We start from the raw sequence: 14,286 nt of genomic DNA, 5'->3' as shown, positions 1-14,286 counted from the left end.
GGCAAAGGAGAAACAATGGCAAAGCATATCATAAAACCCTGCCGGGAGACCCTGCACGGGACGCTCGGCGGCAATATTCCTCCGGCGATTCGCATCCAGCCGGGGGACAGCATCGAATTTTCCGCCCTGGAGGCAGATTGGCGGACAGGCCGCTGCACGGAACCCAAAACCGAGAGCGGGGTATTCTTTCCCCGGGATCGGGAGACCGACTGTGGACAAGCCCTCTGCGGGCCGGTCTATGTGGAGGGAGCCAAGCCGGGCATGACCCTGGCCGTTTCCGTCAATGAACTGGTTCCCGGCGATTGGGGCTGGAGCCGTGTGGGTTTGGGTGATCCGGATCATTTAAAGCGCATCCGCTGCGAAGAAGGGGAGTATTTCCTCACCTGGGAGATCGACCGCAAAAAGCGCATCTGCACCAGCAATGAGGGACATAAGGTCCCCATGCGGCCCTTCATGGGCATCTATGCTGTGGCGCCGGCGGGCAATGAGGGGATCACTACCCATTATCCCGGCCCCTATGGCGGAAATATGGACTGCAAAGCGCTGACCCAGGGGAGCATCCTCTATTTTCCCGTGTTTCAGGAAGGGGCGCTGTTCTCCACGGGCGATGGACATGCCGCCCAGGGCGACGGGGAAATGGGCTGCACGGCCATCGAATGCCCCTATGATAAAATTCTTCTGAGTTTTGAAGTGATCGATAGACAGGTAATTTCGTCGCCGGTAGCGCGCACGCCCGAGGGATGGGTCACTTTTGGATATGCCGAAGATCTGACCGACGCTACCTATATGGCGCTGGACAACATGGTGAAGCTCCTGATGGAGCTTTATGGTTTCCATTACCGGGAAGCCCTCACTGTTGCCAGCATCTCTGTGGATATGCGGGTGACGCAGATTGTGAACGGAATTCGGGGCGCGCATGCCGTGCTGCCCTATGGAAGCATCATTGTCTAATATTTTTATGTTTTAGGAGGAAATACAAATGGCACAAATTGGTCTGGTTGGACTGGCGGTTATGGGAGCCAATCTGGCGCTGAATATCGAGAGCCGCGGCTATTCCGTGGCGGTATATAACCGCACCTATGCCGCGACAGAAAAGTTCATGAGCATCTATGGCGAGGGACGCAAGCTGGAGGCGGCAAAGACGCCCGAAGAACTGATCGCCAAGATCGATAAGCCCCGGACGATCATCATGATGATCAAGGCGGGTGCTCCTGTGGATGCGCTCATCGATACGCTGATCCCCCTGCTGGACAAGGGCGACACGCTGATTGACGGCGGCAACGCCAACTTCCATGACACCGTGCGCCGCAGCAAGAAAATGGCGGAGCATGGCCTGATGTATATCGGCATGGGCGTCTCCGGCGGCGAGGAGGGCGCGCTTCACGGCCCCAGCCTGATGCCCGGCGGCGATTACAAGGCATGGGAAAACGTGGGCCAGCTTTTGATGGACATTTCTGCAAAAGCTCCCAACGGCGAGCCCTGCTGCGCCTATCTGGGAACAGACGGCGCGGGGCATTTCACCAAGACCGTGCATAACGGCATCGAATATGGCGACATGGAACTGCTCTGCGAAACCTATCAGTTCATGCGCAACGCCACGGACATGACCTGCGACCAGATGGGCGATGTATTCGCCAAGTGGAACGAGGGGATGCTGGGCGGCTATCTCACCACCATCACTTCGGAAATTCTCAAATTCAAAGAAAACGGCGAGGCGCTGGTTCCCAGGATCCTGGACGTTGCGGGCCAGAAGGGCACCGGCAAGTGGACGGTGATTGAGGCGCTGAATGTGGGCGTGCCCTCCACGGTTGTGGGCGAGGCGCTGTTCTCCCGGTTCCTGACCACCAAAAAGGCGGAGCGCGTGGAGGCCAGCAAGATTTTTGACGGCCCGGAAGCCATGGAAAATGTGGATGCGGCGTTTGTGGAGAAGCTGGGCGAGGCGCTGCTGGCGGCCAAAATCATTCTCTATGCGCAGGGCTGCGCCATCCTCATCGACTGCACCAAGGAATATGGCTGGAAGATGCACATCCCCACCATCGCCCGCCTCTGGCGCGGCGGCTGCATCATCCGCTCGAACATGCTGGAGGATATCGTGGAGGCATTTGAGACGAATCCCGATCTGCCCAACATGATGATTGCGCCCAAGTTCCGGGAGATCCTGAAGAAGAACATCCCGAGCCTGCGGGAAGTGGTGGCCGAGGGAGCCAAACGCGGCATTGCGTTGCCCGCGATGGCGTCCGCCCTGGCCTATTTCGACGGCTATCGCTGCGCCAAGCTGCCTGCCAACCTGCTCCAGGCCCAGCGGGATTATTTCGGCGCCCACACCTATCTTTTGGAGGACGACCAGGAGTCCGGTCCGCGCCACACCAACTGGACGGGGGAAGGCGGCGAGATCAGCTCGGGAGTCTATAATGTGTAATTTCCGGTGAAAACCGGCAAAACCCCGCAGAGCCTGCGGGGTTTTTTGTCAGGAAAACCGGCCGCATCTGAGCGAGAGGAGAGATAATGAAAAAATATCTGGGTCCGATTCTTTTTTTCGCCGTGTTTGAGGCTGTTGCCGTCACACTCTGGCTGACGATGGATCATCTGTTTTATCTTTTCAATTTCACCTATATCGGCGGCAGCGTTGCCCTGGGGTTGGTTCTCTATATCCGAAAATGGAAATATGCAAGGCTCATGGTGCAGCTGGCCGTGGGGCTTTATATGCTTATATACCTGGGGATTCTCTCCCGGGAGAACATGCAGATCGAAGGCTTCTGGTATTATCTGTTCCTTGGTGTGTTCGAGGCGGCTACCATTCATTATGTCGTGGCAAAAATCGCAGGTCCGCTGCTCTTTGGGCGGGGCTGGTGCGGCTATGCCTGCTGGACGGCGATGATTCTCGATCTTTTGCCCTATAAAACTCCCTGCGGGCCGCGGCGAAAGCTGGGATATATCCGGTATATTACCTTTGGCATCTCGCTGCTGTTTGTGGGCGGGCTGTTCCTGCTGCATGTCCCGGATCTGGAAAAGGTTATGTTTTGGAGCTTTTTCATCGGAAATGCCCTGTATTACGGCGTTGGCATTGCGCTGGCCTGCGCTTTCAAAGATAACCGGGCTTTCTGCAAATATATCTGCCCCATTACAGTGTTTTTAAAGCCGGCCAGCTACTTTTCCCTGTCACGGGTGAAAAATGATACGGAAAAATGCGTATCCTGCGGCAAGTGCAAAACCGTCTGCCCCATGGATGTGGACATGACGGATAACGCGCGCCGCCGGAAAAACGGCACCGAATGTATCCTATGCCTCAAGTGCGTGGAGGCCTGCCCCAAGCATTCGCTGCATATATAAAAGGATGCCCTTCTTTCTTTAAAAAGAAAGAAGCAAAGAAATTTTACGACTTGGCTTTGCTGTCCGCGGCTATGGAGAGAGCCAAGAGTGCATGCAGAGAAGGACTGACATGGGCTGCCGCGAAAAGAAGGAAGCAGAGGAATTCCACGGCCTAGTTTGCTGCCTGCGAAAATGGAGAGAGCCAAGAGTGCATGCAGAATAGGGCTGGCGCAGCATGACTCAAAAGAAACAGATAAAAATCACGGTTTGCGTTTCCGCTCCCGCAACCAGGGGCGCAGGGTCAAAGGTGCGGAGGGGAAAACCACGGCATGAAGAAAAGAGCCGGGACTGTGATCCGGTAAGGAAAAAAGGCGCGTAAAAATAGAAATCTTTAAGACCCATAAAAAGGCGGAAAAGCTACGCCTTTTTATTATTCCCTTTTTAGAGCTGCGAACGCCGGCCGGGCCTTTTGATCTTTTCTTCCGCAAACTGCGCCGGTGCCCGCACAACTGGCCGGCGTTTTAGTATTGCAGGAAAGCTTCCCAGGCAAATAAAACAATACAAGCAAAGAAAGATGGCCCTTTTCAGCGGGAAACGGGCATTTTTCTTCTAAATTCTGCCGCCTTCCCATAAAAATAGAGGAAGGAGGCGGAATTATGAAGAAAAAAGTGATTCTATACAGTATTTTTGCCATCGTTTTCAGCTTTGCCATGGAGGCTTTGGGCGGCGCATTCTATCTCCTGCGCGACCCGGCGGTGGATTCCTTTGCGGCGAGCCCGCTGACGCCGCCGCCCATTGTATTTCCCATCGCATGGACCATTCTTTATGGCCTGCTGGCGGCGTCCTTTGCGCTGATTCTAATCCGCAGCGATGGAAAAGAAGGGCTGCTCTATCTTTTAAACGGCGTACTCAGCGTGCTTTGGACGTATATCTATTTTGGAAAGGCGAACCCGGGCGGGGCGCTGATTCTGCTGGTGGTTTTGATTGCTCTTACGCTCTATATGTTTTACCGCGCCTATCAAACCGATAGGCTGGCGGCCTGCCTTTTGCTGCCCTATCTCCTATGGCTGGCTTTCGCCACTGTGCTCACCTATGATCTGGCGCTGCTCAACTGATTTTTTCCGGGGAACGATTGCGAAGCGGGAAATAGTTTAGTATAATAGGGTATAACTATGTCGGGTATCCATCGCATGGACATGGGCGGGGGGAATCCTTCCAACGGCACTGCCTGCAGGCCGGATGGAGCAAAGGGGAGGCCCCGCGCCGGAAAGCCAAATCGGAGCCTGAACGGAGGACAATTAAATGAAGAAAAGCAATGTTGGAAAGCTGGCCCTGGCGGGCGTGCTGGCGGCGGTGACGTTTCTTTTGGGCCTGACGCCCATCGGGATCATCCCCATTCCGCCGGCTAATGTGACGCTCATGTGCCTGCCGGTAATTATCGGAACGCTCACCACATCCCTGGGCCTGGGCATGGTGCTGGGATTGGTGTTTGGGATTACCAGCGTGATCCGAGCGTTTACAGCGCCGTCGGTGCTGGTAGTGCCCCTTCTGGGGGCGAGCCCGGCGTTGGTGGTGGTGATGTCGGTGGTTTCCCGGCTGTTGATTCCTGTGGCGGCCTATTATGTGCATAAATGGATCTCGCGCCATGGGAAATGGGAAAAAACTTCCGTGGGAGTGGCGGCGGCGGCCGGTTCGCTCATCAATACGGTTTTTTATCTGGGGCTGATGCTTGTTTTCTATAGCATAACCGGGCTGGATTCTGCGGCGGTTTTGGGAACGATTGCCGGCGTGGGGGCGCTGAACGGCTCTTTGGAGGCGGTGGCGGCTGTGCTCATCTGCACGCCTGTGGTTCTGGCTGTGAATAAAGTACGCAAAAAAGAAAAATAAAGGCGGAAACGACCATGCTGATTGTGATGGACATCGGAAATACGAATACAAAATGCGGGCTCTATCGGGGCGGAGAGCTCAGGCACTCCTGGCGCATTGCCACAAAGACCGATTTAAGCTCGGACGAGCTTGGCATTCAGATGATGTCCTTTTTCGACTATCTGCATATCTCCCCGGAGGAGGTCTGCGGAATCATGATTTCTTCGGTAATCCCCTCCATCAACTATACGGTGGAGCATATGTGCCGGATCTATTTTCATCAAAAGCCCCATTTTGTGGAGCCGGGCATTAAAACGGGCATCAATATCCTCTATGACCCCCCAAAAGAGCTGGGGTCGGACCGGATTGTCAACGCTGTGGCGGCCTATGAAAAATATGGCGGCCCCTGCATCACGGTGGACTTTGGAACGGCGACTTCCTTCGGAGCAATTTCCGAAAAAGGCGAGTTCTTGGGCGGCGCGATCTGCCCCGGCATCAAGACATCTGCCGAAGCGCTCACAGTCAACACGGCCAAGCTCCCCCGGGTGGAGCTTTTGAAGCCCAAAACCGCCATTAACCGGAACACGGTAAACGGCATGCAGGCAGGGATTATCTATGGCTATGTGGGGCAGGTGGATTATATCCTGCGCAAGATGAAAAAGGAGCTGGGCGGAAAGGCAAAGGTCATCGCAACCGGCGGCCTGGCCAACGTCATTGCGGCGGAAACCGAGATGATTGACGTGATCGATAATCTCCTGACCTTGCAGGGGTTGTACTTGATTTATAAGAAAAATATCGGCGAGAGCACCGAAGAGGGGGCGAAAGAAGAATGAAAAACGTAAAAATCGGCATTATGGGCATGGGCACCGTAGGCTCAGGCGTATACCGCGTCGTGGAGCAGGAGGGCAACTATATCGCCCATAAGGAAGGCATGCGGCTGGAAGTGAAAAAGGTTCTGGCCTTGCAGTATTCCATCGATATTCCGGAAGAGAAGAAGGCGGCCAGCGTGGACGAGCTGGCAAACGACCCGGAGATTTCCATTGTCGTGGAAGTGATGGGCGGCATTGAGCCGGCAAAGAGCTTCATCACCAAGATGCTGGAGGCGGGTAAAACCGTCGTGACGGCCAATAAAGAGCTGATTGCTAAGCATTGGCCGGAGCTGGAAAAGGTGGCCAAAGAGCATAATGTGGGACTGTATTTTGAGGCCAGCGTGGGCGGCGGCATTCCGATTCTCCGCGCGGTTTCGGATTCCCTCCAGGCCAATACCATTACGTCGGTCCTGGGCATTATCAATGGAACCACCAACTATATCCTGACCAAAATGTGCGACGAAGGCGGCGACTTTGAAGAGGTGCTGCGGGAAGCCCAGCGGCTGGGCTATGCCGAGGCCAACCCCACCAACGATGTGGATGGGTTTGACGCCATGTATAAGCTCTCGATTCTGGCATCTATGGCGTTCCATGTCCGGCTGCCCATCGATCATATCTATCGGGAAGGCATCCGGGGCATCAGCAAGACGGATATCGCCTGCGCCAAGGAACTGGGCTATGAGGTCAAGCTGCTTGCCATTGCCAAGCGGGAGGGCGAACTGGTGCAGATGCGCGTGCATCCCACCATGGTGAAAACCAGCCATCCGCTGGCCAATATCAAGGATTCCTTTAACGCCATTCTGCTCCATGGAAGCGCCGTGGACGACGTTATGTTCTATGGCCGGGGCGCCGGGGATTTCCCCACGGCCAGCGCCATCCTTTCGGATGTGATCTGCGCGGCCAAGACAGCGGAACACAAATATATGACCTTTATGAACGATGAGGTGCGGATCTCCCCCACCCTTTGCTTTGAAAATAACTGGACGACCCGTTTCTTCATCCGCATGAACGTGGAGGATAAGCCGGGCATGCTCTCCAAGATCACAAAGGTGTTGGGCGACAGCGATGTGAGCCTGCATTCAGTCATGCAGAAAGGGCAGGTTGGAAGTGTGGCAACCATTATCTTTGTCACTCATGAGGCCAAGGAGTTGTATGTCAAGAAGGCATTGGAGGAGATTCAGGAGAAAAATCTGGCAGAGGTCTGCAGCCTGATCCGCGTTGAAGACTAATAGCGGGATAATATGAAAAAAGAAGAGGATGGGAGGCTCCCGTCCTCTTTTTTTTGCATTCCACGGACTCGCCTTTCCGCAAAAATTTCGGAGCTCCGGAAGTTTTTCAAAGGGCAGAACCCTTCAGAAGATAATGAACGGAAGCCACCCGAAATGGAAAAAGGAAAGAGGGAATACTTGTCTGCAAATTTTGAATTTGTGTTTTCAAAATAAAATTTGTGAAGAGAATCGGTGAAGGTATGGAGAAGCAATGGGTACCGAAAGTTTCCCCCCCTGCGGATGCGGGAGCATCCGCCCAAAAAGTTTTGGGGTTTGGGGACTTTTTCAAAAGGCCCCAAGGTCTTGCCCCTAAAGATTTCCCTGGAAATAAAAAACGCAGGTGTTACCTGCGTTTTTTTCGTTTGCCCGCGAAATACTCTTTCAGGATCTGCGCACATTCGCCTTCGAGAACGCCGCCCTCCACGGCGAAACGGTGATTCAGGCCGATGGCGTTTAAATCGCAAAGGCTTCCCAGCGCCCCCGCTTTAGGGTCGTAGGCGCCAAAATATACGGCATCCAGCCGGGAATTGACGATGGCCCCGGCGCACATGGGGCATGGCTCGAGGGTGACATAGAGCGTGCAGCCTGTGAGCCGCCAGCCGCCCACTTTTTTTGCGGCCCGGACGATTGCCAACAGCTCCGCATGGGCGCAGGGATTTTTTCCGCTTTCCCGGGTGTTGTGGCCCCGGGCGATGATTTTCCCGTCCTGGACGATGACAGCCCCAACGGGGACTTCATCCTTGCGGCGGGCTGCTTCCGCCTGCTTGAGAGCGGCGCGCATATAGAGTTCATGGGGATTCATACACTGTCCTCCCGGGAAAGCTGGCGTTTATAGGCATTCAGGGCGTTGTTGGCATTGGCATATTCCACCTTGGCCGTGGTGAATGCCTTATCCGCGGCATAGAGATCCCCCGTTTGCTGGGCCTCATAGCAATCCATCAGCAGATTGGCGCTGCGGATGAAGGTATCGTTGATCTCGGTGAGCATGGGGTCGCCGGTGGGGATAGAACGCAGATCCTTGACGATGGCCCGGATCTCTCCCTTGAGCCAGAGGGTGATATGGCCGGCGTCCAGCGCCGCAGCGGCATCGTTGCAGCGGTTTTCAATATCCAGTTCGTCAAAATAGTTCTCATAGAGAACAGCGGCGCTGGGAGCGCAGGCGCCCAGCAACAGCAGGACGGCGAACAGGAGGAAACAACCGTATAGTTTTTGCGGAAATGTCACTTTTTTGCGCATTTAATAGGATTTTTTCGTCCTTTCTGTCAGAATGCCCAAACGATAAGCCGCCAGGAGCTTTTTGAGATCGGCAATTTTATCCTTGATGCTGCGGCCTATATCCGTATCCGAAACATAGACCCGCTCCCGGAAATTTTCGGATATGACTGTGGTGGACTGGATATCCGTATTGTCCCGAATGGCGCTTTCCAGGCTCTCAAAGGGCTGATGGGCTGCGATACGGATGCCATGGGAGCTGAAAAACATGGTGTATCCGGCGATGCCGGTATATTTCTGATAGGCCCGGCAGAAGCCGCCGTCGATGACAATGAGCTTGCCGCCGGCCTTCACCGGCCCTTCCCCCTCCTTCACCTTCACGGGCACATGGCCGTTGATGATGCGGGATTCGGGGAAATCAATGGAGAACTCCCGGAGGATGCGCTCGCAATAGGCCTGATCGTTATAGAGCAGGTAATAGGGGTTTTTCTCCTCTGCCCAGGTGGACGGATCGTCGATGAGCATGCGCTCGAAGGTAGCGATATGATCCCGACCGAAAATGGGAGAATTGCGTCCGCACCATAGGAACCAGAGAAAATCCTGCCCGGCCTCCCGCTCGGGGGAATGCTCCTCGGCGGAATAGCCCTGGCGGGCCAAGGAATCGGCAAAATCGAGAAATTCCTTTCCTGAAAGCTCCTTTCCCTCAAAGGGGAAGGAGAGGAAGCTGCCGTCCGGCGCGGAGGGAATGCAGCCATGGAACAGGAGATTTCCATTGAAGCGCAGATAGATGCTGCCTTCAGCATAGAGAAAGCGGGTGTGCCGCTGGAGCTTTTCGCAGTTCATAAAGGAGGTGATCAGAGCATCCATCACTTCCTGTTCCTCCGATGTGAGACGCGCGGGGTTCACGGGATCAATGGTGGGAAAATCGCTGTCTTTCAAGGGATAGCGTTTCCCGTCAATTTCAATCTCCATGGAGGAATAGTCGATGCGGGTGAGCATGGCGCGGTCGTCCATGCGGTATTCCGGATGCCGGGCAATAACCTGACACTCCAGTTTGAACTGGATGACCATGATGGCCTTGTGCATTTTGGAGATCAGCTCATAGTCCCGGGGCGTATAATGATCCTTGGGGGGCATTTTGGGAGCGAAAACGCCGGCTTCCGCATAGGTATCCGTGGCAAACAGCGCCAAAGGAAGCAGGTTGATGCCATAGGCGTTTTCGATGATATCCAGGTTGCTGTACTGCATGGAATTGTTGAGAACGGTGGCGATGCAGACCGGGCTGCCGGCCGCAGCCCCCATCCAGAGAACATCGTGGTTGCCCCATTCGATATCCACGGAATGATGATCCATCAGCCGATCTAGAATCACGTCCGCATGGGGGCCGCGGTCAAAAATATCGCCGACGATATGCAGACGGTCGACCGCCATGCGCTTAATCAGGTCACACAGGGCGACAATAAACGCCTCTGAACGGTCTACATCGATGATGGAGGCAATGATATTCTCGTAATATTGCTCCTTGTTGCGGTCATATCCGTTGACGTTGAGCAGCTCGTCGATGATATATTCAAAATCCTTGGGAAGCGCCTTGCGCACCTTGGACCGGGTGTATTTGGAGGTGACGGCGCTGCAAACCTCGATGAGCCGATGCAGCGTGACGCGATACCAGTCCGCCATATCGATGCCGGAACGGGCGATCTCATCCAGCTTGCGTTCGGGGTAATAGATGAGAGCCGCGAGGCTCTTGCGTTCCTCCGCGCCCATGGTGTTGGCATAGACCATATCGATCTTTTCCTTGATGACGCCGGAGGCATTGTTCAGGATATGGAGAAAGGCTTCGTCCTCCCCGTGGATATCGCTCATAAAATGCTCGGTGCCCTTGGGCAGGTTCAAGATGGCCTGGAGGTTGATGATCTCCGTGCAGGCGGCCTGGATGTTGGGATATTCCCGGGCCAGCAGGCTCAAATACCGCTTGTCGTCCTTCAGCTCTTGTTTGATGGTCGTCATATGTTTCTCCTTTTATCGAATGGCTTCATATAGCTCCTTGACACTAAAAAGGGTGTAATCCGGCTGAATGGGGGAGGCGTCGATATCCGCCTGGCTGATCTCCCCCGAAAGGACGGCAATGCCCACAATGCCGCCGTTTTTTGCCGTGGCGATGTCGGTATACAGCCGATCCCCCACCATAGCCGTCCGTTCCGGCGGGGTTCCCGCCTTGGCCAAAATATAATCCACAGTTTCCGCAAAGGGTTTGCCCACGAATTTGGGCGCGACGCCGGTGGCATGCTCCAGCATGGCGCAGATCGAGCCGCAGTCGGGGAGAAAGGCCCCGGCCTCCAGGGGACAGACCCGGTCGATGTTGGTGGCGAAAAAGGGAACGCCCGCGGCAATGAGACGGCAGGCAACCGTGGCCTTTTCAAAGGAAAAGGTCGTGTCAAAGCCGATCACCACTGCATCCGCCGAGGGGGTATCCGGAGGAAGCAGGGCGATTCCCTGTTCCCGGAGCTGCTTTGCAAGAGACGGGGTCCCGGCCAGATAGATATGGGGATGGGAAAATTTCTGCTTGAGAAAATGCGCCATCACGTCGCCGGAGGTAACGATCTGTTCCCGCCCGATGCCGGAAAAACCCAGCCGCTGCAGCTTTTCCACATAAGCCTCCGGCGAAGCAGAGGAATTGTTGGTGAAAAAGAAAAAGGGGATGCGCCGGGTCTGAAGAAAAGAGATGAGATCCTTTGCGCCGTCGATGGGCGTTTCCCCCAGGTTGATGGTGCCGTCCATATCAAAAATAAAGCATTGCAGATCGCGAAGTGATGCCGCCATGAAGTCCGCCTCCTCTTAAAGGACATGGAGGAAGGTGCGCTTTTCCTCGGATAAGCCGGGATACTGAATGCGGGCGTCATACATTTCCGCCAGCGCCTCCAGGTTTTTCCGTGTGTTTTCCTCCAGCTCCACGGGATCCAGAATGGTCTGATAATCGTTGGTGATCTCGTCGATGAGGTTTTCGGCGCTGGCGGCGTCCACATTTTTTTCCACCGTCCAGTCCTTATAAGCCTCGTCATCCATGCCCAGGCGTTCCTGCAGGGTATCCGAAAGCTCCTTTTCTTCGGCATAGATATCCGTATCCTGAATCTCTTCCATATGGGAATCGAATTCCTCCTCCCAGAAGCTGCGATCCTCCGCAGCGCCCAGCTTTTCCGCGATATAGGCCAGGATGCGCTGTTCCGCCGCCTCTTCAAACACTTCTTTTTCGGTTTTCAGCGAGGTGCCCTTAACCTCATGGGAAACCTCCTGTTCGATCATGAGATAGGAGAGATCCTGCACGGTAAAAATGGTTTCCCCTTCCACGGTAACCAGCGGAGTGGAGGGGTCATCCTCCAAAACAGAGGCTTCCTGACATCCCGCAAAAAGCAGGAGCAAAACCAAAAGGAGCGGAATGAGCTTTTTCATGGCAAGGGTTCCTTTCTTGGGGTCAGACCGCCGTGATGCTCAGGCAGAGCAGAAGCTGGGCCACATAATAGGTCGACAGGTTCCAGGCCGTGAGATGGCGGTGGGGACGGGAATAGAAATATTTGAAGAGCAGGAACACATCCGAGGCCAGAAACAGCGCCTTGCCCACCGCCAGGAGCAGCGTAGCCGGGCCGGGGTCCTTGAAATACCGGAAAAGTGCCGCCGAGAATGCAAAGGTGAGGAGCAGGGAATAGACGAGAATTGCCGCCAGAAATCCGCCCCGAAGCTTCATCTGGAACAGATGAATGCCAACCGCGGCAAGCGCCGTCAGCCCGATGGCCAGGAGCAGGGGTTCCCACATAGTATAGCCTCCCTCCAGCGCGTGCCAGCTATAGGCGATCTGGGCCAGGCAAAAGGTTGCAATTCCCAGATAGAAATCATAATTATGCTTTTTATGGTCATAGAGGGCCAGAAATCCATCCCCGCCAAAGGAAAAGAGAAGGCCCAGGACGATGGGAAGAGCTTCCCAGTGATGCAGATAGAGGCCGATGGCGCCCAGGGCGACGAACATGAGGCTTGCCAGGGTTTTATAAATATACCGTTCCCGGGGTCCATGGCGGTATTCCGAGACGATCAGACAGACAGAAAAAATAAGCAAAAGGGCCGAAATGGCAATGACCCAACCCAACATATGAAACACACCTTCCTTCAATTGTCCGCTTCTATTATAAACAAAAAGCGCGGCAATGTAAATTCTTGCCGCGGCAGGAAAACCTGTTTTTTCTGTTTTGTTACAGCCCGTTTACGATATGGAGCGGGCGCATGTCCTGCTCTATCCGGCGGATATTCTCCCAAACCGAGCGGTGCATGGAGCGGAATGCCTGGACGGTGACGCCGCCAATATGGGGCGAAAAGACAATCCGGCTGGCATATGGCTCCTCCAGCTGCAAAAGGGGATGCTCCGGGCACACGGGCTCGGGGGCGAGAGTATCTAGCCCCGCCCCGGCAAGTCGCCCGGATCGGAGCGCAGCGATGAGGGCACTGTCGTCCATCAGCTCTCCCCGGGAAGTATTGATGAGAATGCTGCCGGGCTTCATCTGGCGAAAATTCTCCCGGCTCATGAACTGAAAAGTATCCGGCGCGGAAGGAAGATGCAGGCTGACGATATCGCATTGGGAAAGGAGCTGGGGCAGCGGCGCATAGGTGACGCCCAGTGCGTTTTCCTCTGCCAGGCGGCGCGTCCGGCTGTAATAACAGACCGGGCAGTCAAAGGATCGCAGGCGTTTGGCCGTTTCCCTGCCAATGGCGCCAAGGCCGATGAGGCCCACCCGGCAGCTCCATAGCTCCCGAATACCCTCCAGGCTCCATGTGCTTTTTGCCTCCATCTGCCGCCCGACACGAACCATCCGGTCGCCTTCTACAGTCCGGCGGAGACAGGCCAGCATGAGCAAAACAGCCTGTTCGGCCACCGCCTGGCTGTTGGCGGCGGCATTGTTGCAGACGAAAACGCCCCGCTCGCGGGCGGCGGCGCAGTCGATTTTATCATAGCCGACGCCCTCGGAATGGATGAGCTTCAGATGGGGCATCTTTTCGATCAGCTCCCGGGGCACCGGTCGGATGGCGTCTGCAAAGATCACATCTGCATCTTCCCCCAAAGAGAGGAGGCGGGACGGATCTGTCTCATCCCCGGCAAACATCAGGGAATAGGAGGCGGGCAGAGAGGCGAGATCATAAAACCGCTCTACCCGCTCCTTTAACGTCAAAATCAATATTTTCATAATTCCTCCTGATATCCACCTCGGCGGTGGGCCCTGACACTGCCGCTGTTCCGGCAAGGAAAGCAAATTACTGCCGAGCGAAAAACAGAGCGGCGGCATATGATTCATCACCTCGGCGGTGGGCCCTGACACTGCCGCCGTTCCGGCAAGGAAAGCAAATTACTGCCGAGCGAAAAGCAGAGCGGCGGCAAGTGACTCAACACCTCGGCGGCAGGTCATAACGCTGCCACTATATCTGCAAAGATAAAGGATGCACTCATAATACTTTGCAATCATGCAGCGGTTTTCCGCAAAAAACGAAGCTTTCCGGCTGGAGAGACGCGGATAACCCCTGACGGCGGAGCCCCGCTGTGCGACGGCTTTGATCCCCACAAGGAGAGAAGTTTGGAAACTGCCGCAATCCGCACGATAAACTTGTTGCAGTCACACAGACTCCGCAGCGGCTGGGATAGCATTTCTGCGCGGGGCATCTGAGGCCTCCCCAGCCGGAATCCAGGCGATGGAATAGCCGCTCCCGCCACCAGGCGCAGCGAA

The 14,286-nt window shown here is 55.2% G+C and carries 14 protein-coding genes; 7 read left to right on the top strand and 7 right to left on the bottom strand.

Translation table 11 applies throughout. The features are described 5' to 3' along the window. The first annotated feature begins 15 nt into the window (after positions 1 to 15). From H8693_RS07460 to H8693_RS07430, 7 genes are all read left to right on the top strand, one after another. Positions 16 to 951, top strand: a complete 936-nt coding sequence (locus H8693_RS07460) for an acetamidase/formamidase family protein (protein WP_249280464.1) — start codon at positions 16 to 18, stop codon at positions 949 to 951. Between the two features lie 28 nt (positions 952 to 979). Beyond that, positions 980 to 2,419 (top strand): decarboxylating NADP(+)-dependent phosphogluconate dehydrogenase, encoded by a 1,440-nt coding sequence (gene gnd, locus H8693_RS07455; protein WP_249280463.1) that lies wholly within the window; start codon positions 980 to 982, stop codon positions 2,417 to 2,419. An 86-nt stretch (positions 2,420 to 2,505) separates the two neighbouring features. Next, the gene (locus H8693_RS07450; RefSeq protein ID WP_249280462.1) at positions 2,506 to 3,330 is read left to right on the top strand and encodes a 4Fe-4S binding protein; all 825 of its coding nucleotides are present in this window, start codon (positions 2,506 to 2,508) and stop codon (positions 3,328 to 3,330) included. A gap of 635 nt (positions 3,331 to 3,965) precedes the next feature. Next, entirely contained in the window at positions 3,966 to 4,424 is a 459-nt protein-coding gene (locus H8693_RS07445; protein WP_249280461.1) for a TspO/MBR family protein, read from the top strand. A 187-nt stretch (positions 4,425 to 4,611) separates the two neighbouring features. Next, on the top strand, positions 4,612 to 5,196 hold the full coding sequence (locus H8693_RS07440; protein WP_178620491.1) for an ECF transporter S component: 585 nt from the start codon (positions 4,612 to 4,614) through the stop codon (positions 5,194 to 5,196). A 14-nt stretch (positions 5,197 to 5,210) separates the two neighbouring features. Continuing rightward, positions 5,211 to 6,008, top strand: coding sequence for a type III pantothenate kinase (locus H8693_RS07435; protein ID WP_178620494.1), 798 nt, complete (start codon positions 5,211 to 5,213; stop codon positions 6,006 to 6,008). Continuing rightward, positions 6,005 to 7,273, top strand: a complete 1,269-nt coding sequence (locus tag H8693_RS07430; RefSeq protein WP_178620497.1) for a homoserine dehydrogenase — start codon at positions 6,005 to 6,007, stop codon at positions 7,271 to 7,273. Before H8693_RS07435 ends, H8693_RS07430 begins: the two co-directional genes overlap by 4 nt. A 382-nt stretch (positions 7,274 to 7,655) precedes the next feature. Here the strand turns inward: H8693_RS07430 and tadA are convergent, their stop codons facing one another. From tadA to H8693_RS07395, 7 genes are all read right to left on the bottom strand, one after another. After that, the gene (tadA, locus tag H8693_RS07425) at positions 7,656 to 8,114 is read right to left on the bottom strand and encodes a tRNA adenosine(34) deaminase TadA (RefSeq protein ID WP_249280460.1); all 459 of its coding nucleotides are present in this window, start codon (positions 8,112 to 8,114) and stop codon (positions 7,656 to 7,658) included. Beyond that, complete coding sequence (locus H8693_RS07420) at positions 8,111 to 8,548, bottom strand: hypothetical protein (RefSeq protein ID WP_249280459.1); 438 nt, start codon at positions 8,546 to 8,548, stop codon at positions 8,111 to 8,113. Before H8693_RS07420 ends, tadA begins: the two co-directional genes overlap by 4 nt. Then, positions 8,549 to 10,534: a fructose-1,6-bisphosphatase gene (locus H8693_RS07415; RefSeq protein WP_249280458.1), complete on the bottom strand. Its 1,986-nt coding sequence runs from the start codon at positions 10,532 to 10,534 to the stop codon at positions 8,549 to 8,551. Between the two features lie 12 nt (positions 10,535 to 10,546). After that, positions 10,547 to 11,347 carry an HAD-IIA family hydrolase gene (locus H8693_RS07410; RefSeq protein WP_249280457.1) on the bottom strand — a complete coding sequence of 267 codons (801 nt, stop codon included), beginning with the start codon at positions 11,345 to 11,347 and terminating at the stop codon, positions 10,547 to 10,549. 15 nt (positions 11,348 to 11,362) lie between these two features. After that, the gene (locus H8693_RS07405) at positions 11,363 to 11,974 is read right to left on the bottom strand and encodes a hypothetical protein (protein WP_249280456.1); all 612 of its coding nucleotides are present in this window, start codon (positions 11,972 to 11,974) and stop codon (positions 11,363 to 11,365) included. Positions 11,975 to 11,996: 22 nt separating this feature from the next. Further along, positions 11,997 to 12,665, bottom strand: coding sequence for a lysoplasmalogenase (locus H8693_RS07400; protein WP_178620515.1), 669 nt, complete (start codon positions 12,663 to 12,665; stop codon positions 11,997 to 11,999). Positions 12,666 to 12,765: 100 nt separating this feature from the next. Beyond that, a complete protein-coding gene (locus H8693_RS07395; protein ID WP_249280455.1) occupies positions 12,766 to 13,752 on the bottom strand; it encodes a 2-hydroxyacid dehydrogenase in 987 nt (328 codons plus the stop codon). Positions 13,753 to 14,286: the final 534 nt, after the last annotated feature.

Source organism: Guopingia tenuis (assembly GCF_014384805.1).
GTDB classification, from domain to species: Bacteria; Bacillota; Clostridia; order Christensenellales; family Christensenellaceae; genus Guopingia; species Guopingia tenuis.
Note: the sequence above shows the minus strand (reverse complement) of the source record. Positions and strands in the feature narration are given on the sequence as shown.